The organism is Rhizobium sp. SL42 (assembly GCF_021729845.1).
Taxonomy (GTDB): Bacteria; Pseudomonadota; Alphaproteobacteria; order Rhizobiales; family Rhizobiaceae; genus Allorhizobium.
Map to the genome: position 1 here is coordinate 885,657 of NZ_CP063397.1, position 21,827 is coordinate 907,483.

At 62.4% G+C, this 21,827-nt stretch carries 20 protein-coding genes; 8 read left to right on the forward strand and 12 right to left on the reverse strand.

The window, feature by feature from the left end:
• The first annotated feature begins 23 nt into the window (after positions 1-23).
• Entirely contained in the window at positions 24-1,649 is a 1,626-nt protein-coding gene (locus IM739_RS04030) for a CRTAC1 family protein (RefSeq protein ID WP_237369940.1), read from the forward strand.
• A gap of 1,064 nt (positions 1,650-2,713) precedes the next feature.
• Here IM739_RS04030 and IM739_RS04035 read toward each other — a convergent pair.
• The 3 genes from IM739_RS04035 to IM739_RS04045 all read right to left on the reverse strand — a co-directional run bounded on the left by IM739_RS04035 (position 2,714) and on the right by IM739_RS04045 (position 7,193).
• Positions 2,714-4,480: a serine aminopeptidase domain-containing protein gene (locus tag IM739_RS04035; RefSeq protein ID WP_237369941.1), complete on the reverse strand. Its 1,767-nt coding sequence runs from the start codon at positions 4,478-4,480 to the stop codon at positions 2,714-2,716.
• Positions 4,481-4,632: 152 nt separating this feature from the next.
• On the reverse strand, positions 4,633-6,063 hold the full coding sequence (locus IM739_RS04040) for an oligosaccharide flippase family protein (RefSeq protein ID WP_237369942.1): 1,431 nt from the start codon (positions 6,061-6,063) through the stop codon (positions 4,633-4,635).
• Complete coding sequence (locus tag IM739_RS04045; protein ID WP_237369943.1) at positions 6,063-7,193, reverse strand: endo-1,4-beta-xylanase; 1,131 nt, start codon at positions 7,191-7,193, stop codon at positions 6,063-6,065. The genes IM739_RS04040 and IM739_RS04045 overlap by 1 nt, the downstream gene beginning before the upstream one ends.
• A gap of 237 nt (positions 7,194-7,430) precedes the next feature.
• Here IM739_RS04045 and IM739_RS04050 point away from each other — a divergent pair, with 237 nt between their 5' ends.
• From IM739_RS04050 to IM739_RS04060, 3 genes are all read left to right on the forward strand, one after another.
• Positions 7,431-8,951 (forward strand): GumC family protein, encoded by a 1,521-nt coding sequence (locus IM739_RS04050; RefSeq protein ID WP_237369944.1) that lies wholly within the window; start codon positions 7,431-7,433, stop codon positions 8,949-8,951.
• Positions 8,944-10,329 carry an O-antigen ligase family protein gene (locus IM739_RS04055; RefSeq protein ID WP_237369945.1) on the forward strand — a complete coding sequence of 462 codons (1,386 nt, stop codon included), beginning with the start codon at positions 8,944-8,946 and terminating at the stop codon, positions 10,327-10,329. Before IM739_RS04050 ends, IM739_RS04055 begins: the two co-directional genes overlap by 8 nt.
• A gap of 93 nt (positions 10,330-10,422) precedes the next feature.
• Positions 10,423-11,352 carry a glycosyltransferase family 2 protein gene (locus tag IM739_RS04060; protein WP_237369946.1) on the forward strand — a complete coding sequence of 310 codons (930 nt, stop codon included), beginning with the start codon at positions 10,423-10,425 and terminating at the stop codon, positions 11,350-11,352.
• Between the two features lie 19 nt (positions 11,353-11,371).
• Here the strand turns inward: IM739_RS04060 and IM739_RS04065 are convergent, their stop codons facing one another.
• Complete coding sequence (locus IM739_RS04065) at positions 11,372-12,238, reverse strand: DUF6492 family protein (protein ID WP_237369947.1); 867 nt, start codon at positions 12,236-12,238, stop codon at positions 11,372-11,374.
• A 297-nt stretch (positions 12,239-12,535) separates the two neighbouring features.
• Here IM739_RS04065 and IM739_RS04070 point away from each other — a divergent pair, with 297 nt between their 5' ends.
• The gene (locus tag IM739_RS04070; protein ID WP_237369948.1) at positions 12,536-13,636 is read left to right on the forward strand and encodes a glycosyltransferase; all 1,101 of its coding nucleotides are present in this window, start codon (positions 12,536-12,538) and stop codon (positions 13,634-13,636) included.
• Positions 13,637-13,738: 102 nt separating this feature from the next.
• Positions 13,739-14,527, forward strand: coding sequence for a WecB/TagA/CpsF family glycosyltransferase (locus IM739_RS04075; RefSeq protein ID WP_237369949.1), 789 nt, complete (start codon positions 13,739-13,741; stop codon positions 14,525-14,527).
• An 87-nt stretch (positions 14,528-14,614) separates the two neighbouring features.
• On the opposite strand, the gene bla is transcribed toward IM739_RS04075, so the two are convergent.
• The gene (gene bla, locus IM739_RS04080) at positions 14,615-15,523 is read right to left on the reverse strand and encodes a class A beta-lactamase (RefSeq protein ID WP_237369950.1); all 909 of its coding nucleotides are present in this window, start codon (positions 15,521-15,523) and stop codon (positions 14,615-14,617) included.
• Between the two features lie 164 nt (positions 15,524-15,687).
• Between bla and IM739_RS04085 the strand changes: the two genes are divergently transcribed.
• Complete coding sequence (locus IM739_RS04085; protein ID WP_237369951.1) at positions 15,688-16,584, forward strand: LysR family transcriptional regulator; 897 nt, start codon at positions 15,688-15,690, stop codon at positions 16,582-16,584.
• On the opposite strand, the gene IM739_RS24120 is transcribed toward IM739_RS04085, so the two are convergent.
• The 5 genes from IM739_RS24120 to IM739_RS04115 form a co-directional block, all read right to left on the reverse strand.
• Entirely contained in the window at positions 16,581-16,946 is a 366-nt protein-coding gene (locus IM739_RS24120) for a YegP family protein (RefSeq protein ID WP_442981089.1), read from the reverse strand. The genes IM739_RS04085 and IM739_RS24120 overlap by 4 nt on opposite strands.
• A 114-nt stretch (positions 16,947-17,060) precedes the next feature.
• On the reverse strand, positions 17,061-17,360 hold the full coding sequence (locus tag IM739_RS04100) for a CcdB family protein (protein ID WP_237369952.1): 300 nt from the start codon (positions 17,358-17,360) through the stop codon (positions 17,061-17,063).
• A 3-nt stretch (positions 17,361-17,363) separates the two neighbouring features.
• Positions 17,364-17,594 (reverse strand): type II toxin-antitoxin system CcdA family antitoxin, encoded by a 231-nt coding sequence (locus tag IM739_RS04105; protein ID WP_237369953.1) that lies wholly within the window; start codon positions 17,592-17,594, stop codon positions 17,364-17,366.
• Between the two features lie 94 nt (positions 17,595-17,688).
• Positions 17,689-17,913, reverse strand: a complete 225-nt coding sequence (locus IM739_RS04110; protein ID WP_237369954.1) for a DUF2188 domain-containing protein — start codon at positions 17,911-17,913, stop codon at positions 17,689-17,691.
• 61 nt (positions 17,914-17,974) lie between these two features.
• Positions 17,975-18,172 carry a hypothetical protein gene (locus IM739_RS04115; protein ID WP_237369955.1) on the reverse strand — a complete coding sequence of 66 codons (198 nt, stop codon included), beginning with the start codon at positions 18,170-18,172 and terminating at the stop codon, positions 17,975-17,977.
• 343 nt (positions 18,173-18,515) lie between these two features.
• On the opposite strand from IM739_RS04115, the gene IM739_RS04120 reads away from it, so the two are divergent.
• Positions 18,516-19,301, forward strand: coding sequence for a hypothetical protein (locus IM739_RS04120; protein ID WP_237369956.1), 786 nt, complete (start codon positions 18,516-18,518; stop codon positions 19,299-19,301).
• A gap of 17 nt (positions 19,302-19,318) precedes the next feature.
• Here IM739_RS04120 and lepA read toward each other — a convergent pair whose 3' ends face one another.
• Both lepA and IM739_RS04130 read right to left on the reverse strand, forming a co-directional pair.
• On the reverse strand, positions 19,319-21,142 hold the full coding sequence (lepA, locus tag IM739_RS04125) for a translation elongation factor 4 (RefSeq protein WP_237369957.1): 1,824 nt from the start codon (positions 21,140-21,142) through the stop codon (positions 19,319-19,321).
• A gap of 349 nt (positions 21,143-21,491) precedes the next feature.
• Positions 21,492-21,725 (reverse strand): DUF2171 domain-containing protein, encoded by a 234-nt coding sequence (locus IM739_RS04130; RefSeq protein WP_237369958.1) that lies wholly within the window; start codon positions 21,723-21,725, stop codon positions 21,492-21,494.
• Between the last annotated feature and the right edge of the window lie 102 nt (positions 21,726-21,827).

A 21,827-nucleotide genomic window follows, 5' to 3' on the forward strand; every position in this document is an offset into this window, starting at 1 on the left:
GCAAGAGGCACGCAAAAGTGACCATGGCCCGTTTTCCGTTGTCGGCGACCCTCACAATCCTGCTCCTGTCGGCTTGCGCTGCAGGCGCCGAGGGCAAGCAACCGCTTGTGCCGCGTTTTGTCGATGAAACCGCGACCGCGGGGATCGACAGCACCTATCGCGGCGACTGGGAGTTCATGGTCGGCGGCGGCGTCGCGAGCTTCGATTGCAATGCCGACGGCTTTGCCGACCTGCTGCTGGCCGGCGGCGAGGCACCGGCCAAGTTCTACCAGAATCGCAGCACCGTCGCCGGCCCGCTGTCGTTTGTCGAAGCCAGGTCCGGCCTCGAACTCGACAAGGTCCTCGGCGCCTATCCGCTGGATGTCGATGCCGACGGCGTCCAAGACCTCGTGCTGCTGCGCTCCGGCGAGAATGTCGCGATGCGCGGTCTCGGCGAATGCCGTTTCGAGCGCGCCAACGAGGCCTGGGGTTTTGACGGTGGCGACGCCTGGTCGACCGCCTTTTCCGCAACCTTCGAGCGGGGCGCCGGCTGGCCGACTTTGGCCGTCGGCAATTACATCGACCGGTTCGAGGACATCGAGCCCTGGGGCTCGTGCACCGACAACTGGCTGCACCGCCCGGCAGCAGACGCTGCCCGCCGTTTTGCCCCGCCGTTGGCGTTGAAGCCGTCGTTCTGCCCCCTGTCGATCCTGTTCACCGATTGGAACCGCTCCGGCACGCCGTCGCTGCGCGTCTCCAACGATCGCGAATATTACAAGGGTGGCCAGGAGCAGATGTGGCGCATAGAGCCCGGCAGGGAGCCGGTGCTCTACAGCCAGCAGGACGGCTGGCGCTACCTGCGCATCTGGGGCATGGGCATAGCGAGCTACGACGTCAATTTCGACCGCTATCCCGATTATTTCCTCACCAGCATGGCCGACAACAAGCTGCAGGTCTTGGCCGAAGTGCCGAAGGCCGGACAGCCGAAGCCGGGTTTCGCCGACATTGCCTTTGCCAGGGGCGTGACCGCGCACCGTCCCTATACCGGCGGCGAAATCCGCCCCTCGACTGCCTGGCACACCGATTTCGAGGACGTCAACAATGACGGGCTCGTCGACCTCTTCATTGCCAAGGGCAATGTCGCCAAGATGCCGGACTTTGCCGAAAAAGATCCGAACAACCTGCTGGTCCAAGGCGGCGACGGAAAGTTTGTCGAAATGGGCGACACGGCTGGCATCGCCAGCACGGCAAGCGGGCGCGGCGCGGCACTCAGTGATTTCAATCTCGACGGCCGCATCGATCTGCTCGTCGTCAACCAAGGGTCCCCCGTCGAGATCTGGCGCAACGACACGCAAGCTGCGGGACACTTCCTGCAACTGGCGCTGCGCCAGGACGTGCCGAACCGCGATGCGATCGGCGCCTGGATCGAGGTGCGGCACGGGGATCGCGTGCTGACGCGCGAAGTGACCGTCGGCGGCGGCCATGCCAGCGGCAAGATCGGCTGGCACCATTTCGGCATCGGCGACGAGGCCGGCACGGAGATCCGCGTGTTGTGGCCGGATGGCACGGCAGGGGCGTGGCAGGTGGTGACCGCTGACGGATTTTATCTCGTGCAACGCGATCGGCCTGTCCGGGTCTGGACGCCGGGCGAGAGGCTTCAAGGGGGGTGAATGGGGTGATGGGCGGTTGGGGGGCTGGATTTCCGCCACCAGTGTCCCGACAACTCTGTTCCGGGAATGCCCTCTATGCCCTAGCAATACCCCCCTCTGCCCTGCCGGGCATCTCCCCCACAAGGAGGGAGATCGGATTGGGGCTGGCCGCTCGCCAAACCGAAACGAGTGAAAGACCGATAACACCTTACTTTCGGTTGCTTTTGCTTTTGCGCTGAGCTCACCATTCTCTCCCTTGCACTGCGGTCTCGGTGATCTCGCCCCGTGTGGGGGAGATGTCGGCGGAGCCGACAGAGGGGGGCGAACTGGCGCTGACGTGCCTTTTTCGGCTTTCCACTCTCATCATTCAAAACCTTCAAAAATCCCACGCCAATTGACCGGTCGGATTGTCCTCCTCCGGGGATGGGCATGCCTGTACTCCAATGCAAGTCTCGGACAGGGCGCCAGAAGCAACCTCTGTAAGTTTAGTATGTGGCTCCTTCCGGCGCCCCGTTCGGCGATTTTTGCCGGTTGCATGCGTCTCTCTGGCAAGGCGGCTCTGGCTTTGAGACCGAAGTCTCGTCGTCAACCGGGCTTGGGTCCAAGACGTCTCGTAAAAACGTCCTGGCCGGGTGCCCGGGAGGTTCCCCGTCGGATGTGCGCACATCCCGACCTGACCCTCGCCCGGGGAGCGGGTCATTTACGACCGCAGCTCCCGCCGTCTTTGTCACCGGACCCGATCAATCAATCACTCGATCAATCAGTCAGGTCCGGCGCCTTGTTTGTGTGCCGCTGAGGCACGTCCGATGGCTGTGGGGATCTCGACATGGCGGCAAGCCATCCGGGGCCGTCGCCATCTATAATCCCCTCCACCAGAGGGAGACCGTTGCATCCGGCCCGGAGGATCTGGCCAGCGACAGCCGCGCCCCCCGGCGCCGGTTCCGCTTCGCCGGGCTCGCAACACCCGGTGTATCCGAAAGCGGAACGGGGGTGAGTATGGCACGGGTGGAAAGGAGGGGGATGAAATGGGGTGTGTTTTATTGAAAAGGTTGGGGGATTTGGAAAAGTCATCCCCCTTGGATGGCTCAGATCACGTGTCTTGCGGCCAGCTGCCGGGCGGTGGACTCGACGATGGCAAACAATCTTTCGCGGGCGGGCAGGGGGGTAAGATTATGGTCGGCATCGGCGATCATGTGGAACTCGACATTACCATAGGCGTCGAGTTTCTCGGCCCGGGGGCCGAAATGCACATGAAAGCGCTCCAGCCCCTCGTCACCTTCGGCATAGACCAAGACGACGCGGGTACCGCGTGCCTGAAGCTGCAGGAATTCGCTGTGTACCCGGCTGCTCAGGCGGGTGATCGGCACGGCCGCCTTGACGAAGCGCGATGCGGACCGTGCAGCGCGGTCGATCAGTCGCACGGCGATATTGCGCAAGGCGGCCAGCGTGTCCACCTCGCCGGCAAGCACGCGCCGGATCGTCTCACGCTTCAGAATCGTCTGCGAATAGGCGGTCAGCGTGCGCGGCAGGCCCTTGAAACGCCAGAGCAGGGAATCCGGATTGACGGCCACAAGCCCGTTCCAGCGCGGATCGGATATGGCGGCACGCAATGCGATATAGGCGCCGCTGCAACGCCCGACGATCAGCGTCCTGTCCGCCAGACCCAGCGTTTGCAGGAAGTCGTAGGCGGCAGCGACATCGACGAGCTGCGCATCGTCGTAGAGCACCTGCCGGCGCCGTCCCGGGATCGGCGGGCTGTCGCCGACACCGGCGGCGTCGTAACGCAGCGACGAGACGCCGATGGCCGCGAGCCGCCGCGCCATCTCCGCCGACGAACCGGCCCAGCCGGCCTGATGATCGTATGAGGTCGACAAGATCACCGCCGTTACCCCGATCGAAGAGGCCACCGGCTGACACAGCGTGCCGTAGAAGCAGTCGCCGTCACCGAAGCGCACCGGCGTCTCGCGACTGTCGCCGCAGACGATCGGCCGGATCACCGGAAGCCGGGCGGGTTGCCCTTTAAGGTTGTGAAATTGCGGCAGCGCCTGCACGAAGGAGAGCATGGTCTCGATGAAAGCGCCTGGCATGGTCTGCGACAGGGGACCGGAGACAAGCTGGTCATAGCCGGTGAAATTGGCCGTCGCCGGATTGCCGCCCGTCTTGCGCAGGATCTCGCCGAAGGCGATGTCGCCGTGATTGCCCGGACGCTGGCCAAGAAAAAGCGGCAGGGCCGGATCGAGCGGCGGCGCTGCGGAAAGATCGAGGGTCTTCAGGTCGGATGCGACAGCCGCCGGCATGCGCAGGCCGGCAATGGCGCCGGGCGACGTGTCGCGAAGCTCGGTCCTGATCTGCATCGGCTCGTCGATCATCTTCGACCAGAGCGACAGTTCGCGCAGATAGTTGCGACCTTTCAACACTGGACCGAGCAGCATCAGGCCGGCAATGTCGGTTTCCATCGGCGCGCGCAGAAAGCCAAGGCTGCCGCCCAGACCCTGGCCGAGCAGGACGATGTGTCGGGTACCCGATAGCGCCTTGAGTTCGGCAATGGCCTCGCCGATGGTCGAGAGCCAACAGGCCAAACCGGAATCGGCCAAACCTGAACCTGAGGGATCCGCGCTGCCCTCCGGCGCGCCGAACGCGTTTGCCGCGCCGGGATAGTCGAAGCGCAGGCTGGCCACGCCGAGCGACGCGAAACGTTCGGCCAGGATCCGGTAGAACTTGCGCGTGCACATTTCCTCCATGCCCCAGGGGCTGAGAAAGAGCACGGCGAGATCGCGGCGGGCCAGACCTTCGTCTGGCGCCGAAAACAGGCCGACATGTGATCCGAACACGGTGGGTTGTGCGGCTGACAAGCCGTTTTTCGCCCGCCGTACGGATGTATTTCCCGCTCCGTCCACGCGTTCTTCCTTTTGAGGACACGCCGGCAGGACGCGCCCATTTTCCCGTCGCGATTAAATGCCCAAGACCTTAACAGACCTTGCATCGCCGGGCGCATTCGGGCCTGCTAGACGGGCAGCTGGGCCGTCTTTGACAAGCGGTCCCGGAGCATCTGCCGGATGCCGGCGACATCGAGGCAAAGCGCGGCGACCGTGTAGGCGACGATACCCGTCAGCACCGGCACGAGGAGATCGATCAGTCCCTTGTTGGGGAAAAAGCCTTCGACGAACCATGTCGGCACCGCCATGACCACCGTCGCGATGCAGATCTTCACGGTCGGCCAGATTTCCAGTGGCAGGGGATGCGCCTTGAACGACAGGAAATAGCCGACGATCACGCCGCAGATCTCGGAAAACAGCAGCGACCAGGCGGCGCCCATCAGGCCGAGGCGCGGCACCAGCACGAACATGCCGATGACATTGATGGTCAGGATGACCATGCCCTGGATCGACACCAGCCGGGCCGTCTTGGCGAGCTGGAAGCTGACATGGATGAACTGGTAGGAGATCGAGCGGAACAGCCAGGCAAACACGATGACCGGTATCAGCTGCGATGCCGCGACCTCGAATTCCGGGCCGAGGATCAGGCCGGAGAAATTGGCCGCCGTCAGCGCCATGCCGACGCAGGCCGGAATGAGGATCGCCAGCAGCAGTTCGAGACTGTGCAGCAGATGCCGGTTGGTCGCGGCGGGACCGTCCTGGGACAAAAGGCGAATGGCGATCGGCACGATGGCCGAGCCGATCGCCACGCCGGGAAACAGGATGATCTGGCGGACGAGATCGGCGGCCGCGCCATAATTGCCGGCGGCATTTTCGCCGAGGAAGGAGACGATGATCAGCCGGTCAATGATCGTGTGCAGCATGAAGATGCCGCCGGACACGGTCATCGGCAGGCCGAAGCGCAGCATTTCGGTGAGAATGGCGCGGTCGAAGCCATGCAGGGGACGGCGCCAGACCATTGGCGCATAGACCAGGATGGTGACCAGATAGGAGCCGGCGACGCTGATCAGCAAGCCCTGGCCGCCGAGATCGAACACCATCACCAGCAGGCAGGACAGGGTGATGCCGAGCAGCGCACGCAGGATCGTCGAGCGCATGTAGGATCCGGTTTCCTGGCGCGCCCGGAAGATTTCCAGCACGAATTCGAACAGGCCGACGGCATAGGCGACGAAGATCGCCGGCACCACGTATTGGGCAGAACCGTCGGGCAGGAAAAGGGCCGCGATCACCATCAACGGGATAGCCATGACGATGACGCCATAGGCGATCAGCGCCGACATGCGCACATCCGCGCCGTCTCCTTCGGAGGTGAAGCGCAAGACCGATGTCTTGATCCAGCCGAACAGAAGCGTCGAGATCAGGCCGGCGACGCTGATACCGAGGACGTAGATGCCGTATTCATGCGGGCTGAGGATATGGGTGAACAGCACGACCGAGGCACCGCCGATCAGGACGGTGACGACATTGGCGATCATGTAGGACGAGATTTGACGGATCATCAGGCAGGAACACGCGTGAAGTCTTCGATCACCTGCATCATGGCTTTCGGACGATAGTTGACGTCGAGCGGCAGCGGCCGGTTCGGCTTGCCGTCGTCGCGGGTGAACCACATCGGCACCCAGGTATAGCGGTCGGTGATCCCCCAGGTGAGAATGGCGCCCGGACGCTTGACGTCGCAGATGGCGCCGAGGAAGTCACGCGCGGTGGCCGCCGCGATCTGGTCGCGGTCATAGGTCGAGGCGGGCAGCTTGTTGTCGATCACGTCGAGTTCGGTGACCAGAACCTCGAGTCCCAGGCCCGAAACCTCTTCGACAAAGCGCGACAGTCCTTCCTTGTCGATCTCCTGGTCGCCGAGAAGATGGCCCTGGATGCCGACGGCATGCAGCGGCACGTCGCGATCCTTCAGGTCGCGCAGCATGGCGAGAAGCGCCTCGCGCTTGGCCCGGCACTGCTCGGTCGGGTTTTCGATGGCGTAGTCGTTGATCACCAGCTGCACATCCGGATCGACGGCGGCTGCCGTGCGCAGCGAAAGCTCGAGGAAGCGCTTGCCGAGGCGCTGGTACCAGATCGAATCGCGGAACGGCGCGTCGGCGGTCGGATTGTCGGCGATCGCCTCGTTGATGACATCCCAGCTCGGGATGCGGCCCTTGTAGCGCCCGACCACGGTCTCGATGTGGCGGACAAGCTCGCCTTCCGCCTCGGCTTCGCTGGCGATCTGCTGGGTCCAGTCCGGCATGGCGCCGTACCACGCAAGGGTATGTCCGCGCATCTTCATGCCATTGGCATCGGCGAATGCGATCAGGCGATCAGGCTGGTCGAAGACGAAATCGTCGCGCGTCGGGCGCAGGTCGATCCATTTCAACCCGCCTTCGCCGACGACGATCTGGCAGTGCTCGAGGATGGCGGTCTTGTAGTCGAACTGGTCGGCGAGATAATCGACGCGCACGGCGGCGCCGAAGGGAATGGCGGTGCGCAGTTGGCTGGCGCTGGCCATGCCGCCTGTGCTGCGTGAGGTACCCTGTGAGGCGCCAGACAAGGCTTCGGGCATGCCGTCAAGCACGCGGTCAGGCATGGTGGATGCTGCAAGGCCTGCCCCAAGGGCGCCGACCACGAACTCTCGCCTGCGCATCACGGTGCTTCCCTCGGCTACGCCCAAAATGGAACATGGTCAGTGGCGCGTGTCGCAAGACGACGCATTCGCGCCCCTTTTATATCAGGAGTTACGCACGCGCACGCATCATTCGGAAACGGCATTAATGGATACTTAATGAAAACAGGGTTTGTTAACCATGATTGCGCGCGCAAAGCCGATAGCGACTGGGTCCGGACCACCATGTATGAAGCCAACTCTCGACTGAAGAAGCCCGTGGTCAGTACACGCGGCTGGATCGAAAGAGTGCATCATCAGGCGGATGCTCTGCCCGCAGCGGCGCTGCATGTGCCGGAGCAAGACGGACCCGCGCCGCATGTGCTTCAATCCGAAACGGTTGCTCCCGCCGCCGAAACGGTCGGTGCATCGGATGAAAGACGCGACGCGGAAACCTATTCAAGGCTCCAGCAGCTCTTCCAGATCGATCTCTTCCGCGTTCTCGACTGGTTGCGGGGTGGCGCGATCTGGATCGTGGCGCTGGCCGTCTTCGGCGCCGTCGCCGGCTATAGCGTGACGATCTTCGTCAAGCCGCGCTTTATCGCCGGCATCGACATCCTGCTTGATCCGGCCAATCTGCGGGTCGTCAGCAACGACATCTTTTCCGAGAACATGCAACGTGACACCAAGCTGCTCGATGTCGACAGCAAGCTGCGCGTCATCACCTCGGGCAATGTTCTCGGCCGCGTGGTCAAGGACCTGAAACTTTATGCCGATCCGGAATTTGCCGGCGCATCATCCAAGGATCCGGCCAATGACGCGCTGACCACGCTGGCCAAGCGCGTCGTTGCGCGCCGCGACGAACGCTCCTTCATCGTCAATGTCGCGGTCTGGTCCAACAATCCGGACAAGTCGGTCGATATCACCAATGCCGTCGTCACCAGCTTCCAGGAAGAACTGGCCAAGGCGGAATCCGAAGGGGCGGGCCGGGCGGCAAGCGCGCTGATCGCGCGCCTCGACGACCTCAAGGTCGAGGTGACCAAGGCGGAATCCAATGTCGAGCAGTTCAAGCGCGAGCGGGGACTGCAATCGGTATCCGGTGAACTGACCAGCACGCTGATGTCGCAGCAGACCAATACCCAGCTGATCGAGGCGCGGGCGCGGCTGATCCAGGCCGAAACCCGCTACAATGAACTGGTCGCCACCGACCCGCGCAACCAGATGAACGCCGCAAGCCTGCAGTCGGAAACGATGACCATGCTGCGCACCCAGTATTCGACCCTGAAGCAGCGCATGACCTCGCAATCGGCGGTACTTGGTCCAAACCATCCGGTGATCCTGACGCTGACGCCGCAGGTGAAGGCGCTCGAAGACCAGATCAGCGCCGAGACCGGCCGCATCGTCCAGGCTGCCAAGACCGAGCTCGACCAGGCACGCACCGCCTTGAAGCTGCTCAATTCGCAGGCCAACCAGATGGCGACCTCGGTCTTCGACGACAGCGCCTCGCAGATCCAGCTGCGCGAACTCGAGCGCGAGGCCCGCGCCAAGGCTGCCGTCTACGAAGCCTTCATGGCGCGTGCCGGCGAAGCCGCCCAGCGCCAGCAGATCGACGCCACCAATGTCCGCATCGTCACGCCGGCGGTCGCGCCCGCCAATCGCAGCTTCCCGCCCAGAGGATATCTGCTGGCCGCGGCAGGCGGCATGGTCGGCCTGTTCCTCGGCCTCGTCGTCGCCGTCCTGCTCGGCCTGTGGCGCGACTATCGCTATCTGAGCGAAGACAGGGAAGAGGCTTATGCCTGACGGGCGTCAGAACGGAGCAACCGCGCGGAACGGCCTGTTCTCCAGCCTGCTCTTCTTGACGATTTTCTGCTACTTCTGGATCGGTCTTGCACCCTTCCCCGATCCGAATGCGGCCGCACTGCTGACCGCCTATGGCAAGAGCTCTAACCTGATCAACCAGCTGATCGTCGTCAGCCTGTCCGGTGTCGTGCTGGTCACGATGTTTCGCTATCGATCGGTCGGGATGTTGCTCAGGCCGCATGGTCTGCTCGCCGTGCTTCTGCTCTGGGTCTGCTTGACCGGGCTGCTGTCAGACGATCCTGCCACGGCCTTCCGCCGTATCGTCTTTGCCATACTGGTCTGCCTGTGCAGCAGCGCCGTTCTGCTGTTGCCGCGCAATGAAAAGCAGTTCGGCAAGCTGGTCTGCGGCATCATGGTCGCGGTCATCGGCCTGTCCTATTTTGGCATCCTGGCCTTGCCGCAGCGGGCGATCCACCAGCCGACGGATGCGCTCGAGCAATTGCTGGCAGGCGACTGGCGCGGCCATTTCGGCCACAAGAACGTCGCGGCCGGTGCCATGGTCTTTGCGGTGTTTTTCGGCCTTTACCTGCGACAGGTCCGGTCCACTTTCATTGGCCTCGCGATCGTCGTGGCGGCAGGCTTCTTCGTGCTGAAGTCAGGCGGCAAGACGTCGGCGGGCATGCTGCCGGCCGTGCTGGTTCTGGCCTGGGTGTTCGAGCATGTGCGGGCCTCGCGCTGGCTGATCCCGGTTCTTGGCCTCCTGATCGTCAACGCCATCCTGATGTCGGCCGCCGTTTCTCCGGCGGTCAGTGGTTTCCTGATATCGCTCGGTGTTGATCCGACTTTCACCGACCGCAACTCGATCTGGGAGCTGGCCCTGTCGGCCATCGCCGACCGGCCGTTCTTCGGCTATGGCTTCCAGTCCTTCTGGCAGACCGAAGCCCTGTTTTCGCGCGGCCAGGCACTCAGTTCATGGGCGGTCACGGCCGCCAATTCGCACAATGGCTATGTCGAACAGCTGATCAATGGCGGTATTCCGATGCTGGTTTTGGTGGTGATCTGGCTGGTTTTCCTGCCGATCCGCGATGCCGGACGGGCTTTGAAGAGCGGCAAGGATCCGGCGCTGACACGGCTGTTCATCCGCATCTGGCTGTTTTCCCTGTTTTTTGCCTGCCTGGAGAGCCCGTTCTTTGGCAATACCGGGCCGCTCTGGTTCACCACGCTGATCTCGGTCTTCGGGCTCAGGTTCCAGGCCTATGCCAGCCTTGTCGAGGCCAAACCGGCTGTTGCGGCAAAAGCCCGGCCTGCACGCCCGAACTGGCCGAGGCCACAGCGCCAAACAGAGCGCCTGGCACAGCGTCTCGCAAATGCGCGTTAACGTCATGCTTACCTGCAGTTTGTAGGTTCCGCCGCAGGATCAGAGAGGCTGAAATCAGCCAGATTGCAGTCGCCGGTGACAAGAGCTTCTGAAATGCCAAAGCAGGATGCGGGTTCGATCCAGGCGGTCGTCTGTATCCCGACCTTTCGTCGGCCGGCCTGGCTGGCCCGCACGCTTGCATCCGTCGTCGCCCAGGAAACCGATTTCCCCTTCGCGATCGTCGTCGTCGACAATGATGCCGCCAATCCGGTCGGTGCTGCCTGCGCCGAAGACCTGCTCGGCCCGGCTGGCCTGCCGTATGCGGTTTTCACCGAGGGCAAGCAGGGCAATTGCCACGCGATCAACCGTGCCTTTGCCGAGGCGATGCAGGCCTTTCCGAAGGCCGAGTTCCTGCTGATGATCGACGATGACGAAATGGCCATGCCCGGCTGGCTGGCGGCGATCGTCGGCACGGCCAGGCGCGAGAATGCCGATATCGTCGGCGGCCCGGTCGACCGGGAGTTCGAGGTGCCGGCGACCACAGCCGTCATGCAGCATCCGCTGTTCGGTTCGATCGACGGTCCGAGCCGCGAGATCGACCAGATCCATGGATCCGGAAATTGCCTGATCCGCCGCCGGGTCTTCGATGGCCTCGCCTCGCCATTGTTCGACATACGGTTCAATTTTCTCGGCGGCGGCGACATGGAATTCTTCACCCGCTGCCGCAAGGCAGGTTTCAGGACCTGGTGGTGCGCCGAGGCGCTGATCCACGAATTCGTGGCCGGAGAACGTGTCTCGGCCCGGTTCCTGATGAAGCGGTCGATCCGCACCGGTAGCATCAACTATGTTATCGACCGCATCCACAGCCGATCGGCGATCGGGCCTGTTGCCAAGAATGCGGTGAGCCTTTTCCTCGGACTTGGCCGGTCGTTGCTGCTGTTCCGGCAAACCCGCCACTTGTTGCCGGCAAGCCATCCCTTGCTGGTGTCGCTCGGCCGGACCGTTGCAAGTCTCGGTTTCCTGCCAAAACCCTACAAGGGCTGAGAGGCACAGGCAGGGTATCTCAGGCCTTGCCGATCGCGACCTCACGGATGATCTCGATCGGCGTCTGCGTGTGCGACTGGATGGTGATGGCGCATTGGTGCGGCAGCAGGCTGGCGATGAGCGCCTGGAGCCCGGCCCGATCGAGCGGCGGGCCGACCCAATAGGTAAGGCAACGGCTTTGCGAGACGCGCTCGTGCCGGGCGGCAAGCGTCGGATCGCTGGCAACGGCTGCACCATAGACCAGGTATTCCGAGAAATGCCGCTGGCGTGCCAGTGCCTGCCACCAGGGCAGGCCGGAAACCGTTTCGATCTGCCGTGTCATGACCTTCACGGTCTCGCGTTCCCACAGGGTCATCGGGCCGATGAAGTCGTCGCCCGGCAGGACCGGATCCGGCATACCGAGGACGCGGTGAGCATTTTGCCACCAGCGGACATGATTGGGACGGGATGGATTGATTGCGCCGGGCTCGACATAGTGCGCAAGCCTCGGCGTCGCGGCAATCTCCGATAAATCGAGGGGACGGCAGAAGACATTGTCGGAATCGACGCACATCACCCGCTCGCTCGATTGGGCGAGCGTCATGGCAATCTTGCGCAATTGCTGCAGGTGCCAGCCATAGACCGGCAGGTGGATGGCGGGTGACCACCAGTAGCGCCGGCCGCGCCATTTCGGCAAGGCCCAGAATTTCGGCAGCAGGCTCGAGGATAGGACCACGCGACGCCGGGGGCCGTTCAGCGGCGCAAACAGCGCCGCATCCTCATCGCCGACGACGATGTAGTGCATGTCATGGCCGGTGACATGGCGATCGATTGATTCGCACAGCAGCTGGCAGCAATCGAAATCGCCGCTATAGCTCGGTGTGACCAGCGAGATGGATGCCGTCATGTCTCTTCCTTCGTGGCATGTTCGGCTGCCAAATCTAGGCGGCATTCCCCTAGAATAGCTTAACGGATGCTGCCAATTCCGTGCTGGGCGCCCGTGACGCGGCCGGTTAGCCGATATGCAACGAACCGACGGGCTTGCAGCTTCATCTTATTTTCAGACTAAACAGCGATTTTGCTGCACCGGAACCGGCATCCTTGTTCAGAAGGCCGTTTCCGCTGGGCTGTCTGCATCTGTGGCCGCGAACGGTCCCATCAGCGCATCGGCCATGGCATTGCCGGAGACTTTGGACAGATCGACATGGCAGAAAAGAACTACCTCGTTTTTGTTTCCGGTGCCGCGCAGACATGCGGCGTCGAGAGTTTTGCCGGGCTTCTGGCCGATCGACTGGGACCGCGCGCCCGCCGGCGCAAGCTGGACCTGGATCTGATCGGGTTGGCAAAGGCGCTGTCCGACGTAGATGCGGCAATCTTCAATTTCCCGGTCGTCGGCTGGAAGAAGAAGCTTGTCGAGCCGACGCTCGCAGCGCTGATGGTGCGGCTGCTGGGACGCAAACTGGTCGTCGTCCTGCATGAATGGCAGGCGCTCGACTGGAAACGGCGGCTGGTGCTGATGCCGGTCATGCTGCTGGCCAGCCGCGTCTGCTTCTCGGCGCCGGAAATCGAGGACGAGTTTGCGGCAAGCCCCGTGTCGGGCATGACGACGAAGCGTCGCGCCATCGTGCCCGTGCCGCCCAATCTCGTGCCGCCGGCCACATTGCAGCCGGGACCGCGGTCGCAGGCGCTGGAGCGGCAGAAAAAAGCCGGCCGCCTGATCATCGGCCAGTTCGGCTCGATCTATCCGAAAAAGCAGTCCACCGAAGTCCTGGCCATTGCTGGCGCCCTGGTTGCGCGCGGCCATGATGTCAGCGTCGTGTTTGTCGGGTCCTTCATCAAGGGAATGGACAATGTCGAGCGTGATTTCTTTGAGCTTGCGAGCCACCTTGGCATCAGCGAGCGCGTCACGGTCACCGGTTATGTCGCGACCGATGCCGAACTCTTTGCCATTTTCGAGCAGGTCGACGTATTCTGCTATCTGTTTCCCGAGGGACTGACCGCGCGTCGCGGCAGCGTATTGGCGGCCGGCCTTTCCGGCAAGCCGGTGATCGTCAACGCGCCGCGCCGCAGCGATGCTCTTGCCCATCACGGCCTGTTTCGCCGGCTGATCGACCATAAGGCAATCCACCTCGTCGGCACCGATGCCGATGCGCAGGCCATGGCGGATGCCGTGCTCGAAGCCTGGCATACGCAAGCGCCAACGATCGAGGCAGGCGCTGAACTGCAAAGACTGTGGTCGGAGATCGTTGCCGTGGTCGAGGATGGCGGACAGCGGGGCGCGGTGACGTACAGGCACCGCGAATGATGGTGACGCCGGACATGTCCGTCGGCTGTCAATTCGTAGCGAACCGTTAACACAGCGGTAGTAACTTGCAGGACCAAACGACCAACTGGACGTCCCTTTCGTATGCACAAAGCAGACCTGACCGATCGCCCGGCGGACGATGGTGCTAAAACCGTCCGGCTCGGCGGCCTCCCCATTGCCTTGATCGACATGCACACATCCGCCCGCGCGTTCATTCGCATTGCGCTGGAAGCGCGCGGCAGGGACGGGTTGCCTTTCTATTCCACCTCGGCCAATGGCCAGGTCATCGCCCTGGCGGCGCGGGATGAGGGTTTCAGAGACATTCTGCTCAAGGCCGGACAGATTCATGCCGATGGCATGCCGATGGTGCTGTTGTCGCGCGTCCTGTGCCGCACGCCGCTGCCTGAACGGGTGGCGACGACCGATCTGGTCCACGCCGTGGCCGAACTGGCCGCGCAGGCCGGTGTCAGCTTCTATTTTCTCGGCGCAACCGAAGACAGCAACCGGCGCGCGGTGGCGCAGATGCGGGAGACCTATCCGGACCTGATCTTTGCCGGGTCATCGAACGGCTATCTGGCCGGGCGGGAAGAGGCGGTGGTTGCAGAAATCGCCCGGCTGAAGCCGGACATCCTGTGGATCGGCATGGGCGTACCCTATGAGCAGCAGTTTGTCGCACGCAATCTCGAGCGGCTGCGTGGCGTCGGCGTCATCAAGACTTCCGGCGGGCTGTTCGACTTCCTTGCCGGCAAGCTGCCGCGCGCGCCGGAATGGATGCAGAAGGCCGGGCTCGAATGGCTCTATCGCCTGTTCCGCGAGCCGCGCCGGCTGCTGGTGCGCTACCTTTCGACCAACCCGATCGCCCTCTATCAGCTGCTGACCAAATCCGGTTGAGCAAGTCCGGTTGAGCGCGATTGCGGTCAACGGCGTCAGGGTCGGGCCGCAGCCCTCGCCCGAGCGGGGACGGCCGCGGCGGTGCGCTCAGATTTCCAGGATCCGATTGAACAACCGGCCGATCTCGGCCATGGCCGGATCCGATTCCGGGCGCGGCGTCCCGGTTTCGGTGATGAACACGGTCGCCACCAGCGGCTTGCGCTCCGGCGGCCAGATGACGGCGACAACATTGTTGGTACCATTGGCGCCGGCGCCGGTGCGATCGCCGACGATGAAGCTGCGTGGCAGGCCGGCGCGCAGTTTCGAACCGCCGGTGGTATTGGCGATCATCCACTGGCCGAGCTGTTCGCGGGAAGCCGGCGACAGCGCCTCGTCGAGAACAAGCGCCTTCATCAGGGCGGCCATCGCCGCAGGGCTTGTGGTGTCGCGCTTGTCGCCCGGCTTCGCGCTGTTGAGCGCCGGTTCCATCCGGTCGATGCGGGTGACCGGGTCGCCCAGCGAGCGGACGAAGGCGGTAAAGCCGGCCGGACCGCCGATCGCCTCCAGCAGCAGATTGGCGGCCGTATTGTCGCTGACGGTGGTTGCGGCATGGCAGAGCTCGGCCAGCGTCAGGCCATCCTTGACGTGTTTTTCCGTGACGGGAGAATGGGCGATCAGGTCGGCCTTCTTCCAGCGCAGCCGGCGCGCCAGATCCTCCTTGCCCTCATCGACGCGCGACAGTACCGCGCCGGCGGCAACCGCCTTGAAGGTGCTGCACATCGGGAAACGCTCGTCGGCGCGGTAGCCGAGCGTGGTCCCGGTTTCTGTGTCGAGCACGAAGGCGCCGAGCCGGGCCGCGATGCGCGCCTCGATGGCCTCCACCGCCTGGCTGAATGCGCCCTCGGCATTGCCCGCCGCAAGCGACAGGCGGGGTGTGGCAAGGCAGGCGCCGATCAGCGCACCGGCAAGCCGGGTGAAGCGGCGGCGGGACAGGACAGGGGTGGGCGAGGCGGGCATGGCGGCTCCTTGAGCGGGTTGCGGATCCTGGCCGCAGGCTTCCGTCCGGCAGGACTGCGCTTGCATTCCGGCTTGACGACTGCGACACGCTCATCGCTAAATTTATCGCAATTGCATCGCAAACGACCTTATCTGGTATCTCATCCTAGAAAATCTGGGGCATCATGGTTCGACCCTATCTTCCGCTCAATGCGCTGCGTGCCTTCGAGGCCTCGGCCCGGCATCTGTCGTTTACCCGGGCCGCGATCGAGCTCTGCGTCACCCAGGCGGCCGTCAGCCAGCAGGTCAAGCAGTTAGAGGACCGGTTGGGCACGGCGCTGTTCAAGCGCCTGCCGCGCGGGCTGATGATCACCGAAGAGGGCGAGGCGCTTTTGCCGGTGCTGCGCGAAAGCTTCGACCGGATCGCCGGGACGCTCAACCGCTTCGAGCACGGTCATCTGAGCGAGGTGGTCAAGGTCGGCGCCGTCGGCACCTTTGCCGTCGGCTGGCTGTTGCCGCGGCTCGGCGATTTCGCCCGGCGTTTTCCCTTTGTCGAACTCAGGCTGTCGACCAACAACAACCGCGTCGACATGGCCGCAGAAGGCCTGGATTTCGCCATCCGCTTCGGCAATGGCGCCTGGCACAGCACGGAGGCGGAGGAATTGTTCGAGGCGCCCCTGTCGCCGCTCTGCCTGCCGCAGCTGGCCGCCCGGCTGAAGGTGCCTGACGACCTGCTCGGCGAGACGCTGCTGCGCTCCTACCGCGCGTCGGAATGGGCGTCGTGGTTTGCCGCCGCCGGTGTTGCGGCATCCGCGCCGCTGAAGGGCATGGTCTTCGACACCTCGCTGGCGATGATCGAGGCCGCCCAGCAGGGCGCCGGCGTGGCGCTGGCACCGCCGCTGATGTTCCAGCGCCTCTTGTCAGCGGGCCAGCTCGTGCAGCCCTTTGCCATCGAGACCGGCATGGGCAGCTACTGGCTGACCCGGCTGAAATCACGCCAGCCGACCGCCGGCATGCGGCTGTTCCGCGATTGGCTGCTGGAGATGGCGTTGGCCGAAGGTTTGCGGCGGCCGGCCGGTTAGCCCTCCTCGACGACCTCGGCCTCGGGCGCGTTCTTCTGCACCGAGGTGGCGCAGTTCCTGGCACTGGCCTTCGACTTGTAAGTCTCCGAGCGCACCATGATCTCGCCATTGCCGGCACGAAAGCGGACGAAGGTCTCGCCGTTCTTCGCCTCGTCGATCTCGAAGCGATAGCCGCTGCCGGTCTCCTGCTTGGTCAGGTCGACGATCGCGGCCTCGGGCGCATTTTTCTTGATCGACTCGACGCAATTCTTCGCGCTCGCCTTCGAGGCATAGTTCTCCGACCACGCCATCACTTCGGCATTGTAGACGAACTGGACGCGGTATTCGCCCTTCTCGGTCTTGACGATCTTGAACTTGTGCATTGGCCATTCCCCCTTGGAAGCGATCGCGTCGCGGTTTATTCGAATTGCCTGCACAACTAAATAACGAGGATTTTGAAGGGCTGCAAGCCGGGGGGAAGGGTTGCAGGTGAAGCCTCAGAATCCCTGGAACAGGAAGTCCGTGGCCGCCGTGATTTCGTCCGCCCTGGGCGAGAGATCGGCGATGGCGGGGCCTAGCGCTGAGGCGGGGATGGTGGTCAGGAATTCCGTCAGCATCACGAACACCTCGCCTTCGATTTCAAAATGGGGGTTGAGCCGCAAGACTATCTTGGCCAGATCGCCAACAGGCGCCAAGGGTGCCACGACGCGCGTATCGAGTGTGTCCAAAAGGTTGGATTGCAGATCCATGGCCAGACTGCCCTCGCTTCCGATGCCGTGAACATGGAAGCGTGTCATGATTTACCAGATCCGATATTTGGCCAAAGGCAAACCATGCTTGGCGACGTAGTCATTTGCGGCCTGAATTGCGTCCGCGTTCTCGATTTTCCAGCGGCGCTCCTTCTCGGCCTTCACCGCACGCGCGATGCCGGCCTCTGCGGCATCCGCCACGTCGAGCCCAAGTTCATGGGCTTCCGCAATAAGCGTCTCGTCCAGGGGCAGTTCAGTGGGCTTGCGGGCCTGCGTCGACATGCACGGTTCTCCGGTCAATGGCGGATCATAGCGCAAGAACCGCCGCACCGGAAGCGGGAGCCGAGGGCGGCGGACTGCCCCCGGCATGGTTGGATCAACCCTTCGGCGGATGCGGGTCGTTGCCGTAGGAATTGCGCTCGCGGATACGACCGTTTTCTCCGTGGATCAGCATTTCCGACTGCTGGTTCTGGGCGATACCACGGGCAATGCCGATGGCTTCGCTTTGGGTGGGGACGACCTTGGTAGCGCGCTCTGAGCCCGCACCCTTGATTGCCCAGCCGTTTGCATGTGGGACGACGTGTTGATTGCGTTTGGTCACTTTCAGATTCCTTTTCGATTGTGAGGAGGAAGATCGCTGCTGTCGCAGCGACCTCGCTTCGTCATGCTGAGCGCTTCTGAAGGGCCGCTTCACGGCTGCCGATGAACTTCCGTTCCTTGAGAACTTCGTTCACGCGGCCCGGATTGACGTCGAGACGCGCCGCAATCCGGTTCTGAAACTCGCCGGTCCAGTGGCAGAGCCAGATCTGGACGGCGTCATCGAAGGTGAGCGCAGGGCTCGGCTTTGCATTATCGTTCATTGAACGATCCTTTCATTTCAACTGGTTGCCCACTTGAAACGAAGACCGGGACGTGCGATTCTGAAGGGGCAAAGTGTTTCAGATATCGGCATTCCCAGTACATTCGTCCAACGGATTAGGGCTTGTCCGCTGACACCACGGGTCACATTTCAGGTCGGGTTGCAGCCCTATCTGTTTTGTGGCCCTTTTTGTTACTGCCAACCGCGACGGTGCTCGATGGTGCGGCTGGCTATTGCTCTTCTCTCCATGTCGATTCTCCTTGATTGAAGCAGGCTAGATTAGAAAATCCTTGAAGGCAATAAGAAAATGCTTCATAAATGCTAGCGTAGCAAGGAGAACTTCCATGGTCGATGATGAGCCAAATATACGGAAACGCTTCAGGAGCCCTCCGTACCCATACCTTTCACTCTCGAAGGCGATTGATCGGGTCGCGCAATTGCACCGAAAAGCGCAGCACTTTGCTGTGGGGTTGCCAGTTCTAGCAGACGCTTGGGACTTGTCACCTCAATCGGGGGGGCTTTTGAAATCAGCTGCTGCACTAATTCAATTCGGGCTTTTGTCGGACCAAGGCAGCGGCGACGGCCGTAAATTTCAGCTTACCGACACGGCAAGGAGGATTGTAGGCGATGCTGATCCACGGTCTGAAAAGCGAGCGCAGCTAATCAAAGAAGCAGCTTTGCTTCCTAGCATCCACCGGGAGCTATGGGAGAAGTTTGGATTTCCGGCGCATTTGTCAGACGCCCTTTTAAAAAACTATCTGGTATTCGACCGTCAGGAGAGCGGTGAATCAGCTTATTCATCGCAGGCTGCCGACGAAGTGATCCTTAACTACAGGGACGCGATAGTTTTTTCCGGCCTTCAAGAAAACTCGCCTTCAAGACCTGATGAGGAGGCTGAAAGCGATGTGTCTAATCCAGAATTTGAGATGACTAGCCGAGAAATGCCTGCACAAGCCAGTGTGCAGGCAGGAAGTTGGTCAAATGGGAGTCCATCCACTGAGTGGTTAAAGGCGTCGCTGAGTGGTGAAACCGTTGTACGGCTTATTGTTGAAGGTCCAATGGGGTCGAAAGAGATTGGCAAGCTGATCAAGCTGCTGGAGGTGCACCGTTTGATTTTGGACGAGGAGTAATCTCCTCGTCCCAACCCTCACTCGTCGCTCATCTTCAGCGCGGCGATGAACGCTTCCTGTGGGATATCGACCTTGCCGAACTGGCGCATGCGCTTCTTGCCGGCCTTCTGCTTGTCCAAGAGCTTGCGCTTGCGGCTGGCGTCGCCGCCGTAGCACTTGGCGGTGACGTCCTTGCGCATGGCCGAGATGGTTTCGCGGGCGATCACGTTGCCGCCGATGGCGGCCTGGATCGGGATCTTGAACATGTGGCGCGGGATCAGGTCTTTCAGCTTTTCGCACATGTCGCGGCCGCGCTTTTCGGCAGCCGACCGGTGGACCAGCATCGACAGCGCATCGACCGGCTCGCCATTGACCATGATCGACATCTTGACGAGGTTGCCCTCGCGATAGGCGTCGAGATGGTAGTCGAACGAGGCATAACCCTTGGAGATCGACTTCAGGCGGTCGTAGAAATCGAACACCACTTCGTTCAGCGGCAGCTCATAGGTGAGCATGGCGCGTTTGCCCACGTAAGTGAGTTCGGTCTGGATGCCGCGGCGGTCCTGGCAGAGCTTGAGGATGCCGCCGAGATAGTCGTCCGGCGTCAGGATGGTTGCCTTGATCCACGGCTCGTGGATTTCCGAGATGCGCACCACGTCCGGCATGTCGGCCGGGTTGTGCAGTTCGCGCTCGGTGCCGTCGGTCATGAACAGCTTGTAGACCACCGAAGGTGCTGTCGCGATCAGGTCGAGATTGAATTCGCGCTCGAGGCGTTCCTGGATGATTTCCAGATGCAGGAGGCCGAGGAAGCCGCAACGGAAACCGAAGCCCAGCGCCGCAGACGATTCCATTTCGAACGAGAAGGACGCATCGTTCAAACGCAGCTTGCCCATGGCGGCGCGCAGGTCTTCGAAATCAGCCGCATCGACCGGGAACAGGCCACAGAACACCACCGGCTGGGCCGGCTTGAAGCCCGGTAGCGCTTTTGCCGTCGGCTTCTTGTCTTCGGTAATCGTATCGCCGACGCGGGTATCGGCGACTTCCTTGATCGAGCCGGTGAAGAAACCGATCTCGCCGGGTCCGAGTGAATCGACGGCGAGCATCTTCGGTGTCAGCACGCCGACGCGCTCGACCTGGTACTTGGCATCGGTGCCCATCATCCGGATCGTCTGGCCCTTGGTCAGCACGCCGTCGAGCACGCGCACCAGAACCATGACGCCGAGATAGGTGTCGTACCAGCTGTCGACCAGAAGCGCCTTCAGGGGGCCTTTTTCGCCCAATTCGCTCTTCGGCGCCGGCAACTGATGCACGATCGCTTCGAGTACGTCGGGGATGCCGAGGCCGGTCTTGGCCGAAATCAGCACGGCCTGCGATGCGTCGATCCCGATGACTTCCTCGATCTGCTCGCGAATGCGGTCGGGTTCGGCCGCCGGCAGGTCGACCTTGTTGAGAACGGTGACGATCTCGTGATTGTTGTCGATCGCCTGATAGACATTGGCCAGCGTCTGGGCTTCCACGCCCTGGCTGGCGTCGACGACGAGCAGCGAGCCTTCGCAGGCCGATAGCGAGCGCGACACTTCATAGGCGAAGTCGACATGGCCGGGCGTGTCGATCAGGTTGAGGATATAGGTCTCGCCATTGTTGGCCTTGTAGTGCAGGCGCACCGTCTGGGCCTTGATGGTGATGCCGCGCTCGCGCTCGATATCCATCGAATCCAGAACCTGCTCGGACATGTCGCGTTCGGCAAGGCCGCCGGTCGTCTGGATCAGACGGTCAGCCAGCGTCGATTTGCCGTGGTCGATATGGGCCACGATCGAGAAATTGCGGATATGGTCGAGGGGCGTACGGTTATCTGTGCTCATGGCTTGCGCATATAGCAGCGGGCCGTTTCAGCGCCTAGCGGGAATTTGACTAAAATCGCCAGAAACGAAGGCTTTCTTGCGCAAACCCGTGTTGCCGCATGGCGCTTTTCGCCGGTCTGCCCGGCTGTAATGGCCGGACAAAGGCGTCAAGGTTCGGTTTGCGGATCGCCGCTTCGCGCTCGGCCGGCGAATCGCGACGGGGGTTCACCGGCGCGACGCGCTGGTGACGAAGGGCTTGTAAGAAAACGAACAAAGCCGCAGCATGGCGGCTGCGGCTTTGCGAAAATGTCGCGAACTTCCGGCGGGCGATGCCGCCGGCGCTATAGCGCCGACAGTTCACAGCGCCTCGTCAGTTCATCGAGGTCCACTGGCTGTGCACGTCGGTGATGCTTTTCGACAGATGCACATGCTTGTCGATATGATCGACCCAGTCGAGCGGGATCAGATGGTGCTTGCCGTCCGGCGCGCCGGTCTTTGTCAGCTTGATGCGGCTCTGGCCTTCAAGATGGTCGACGGTGCCGACATGCGAGCCGTCGACGGCAATCACTTCCATATGTTCACGGATCTGGTCAGCGGAAATCATCGGGGTTCCTCCTGGTCCTGGTTGAGAGTGATGGTTCTGCGTGATCGTGCCACTCAGTCAACAAAGCGCATACATGGCTTTTGTTCCGCAGGTCGTGCCAAT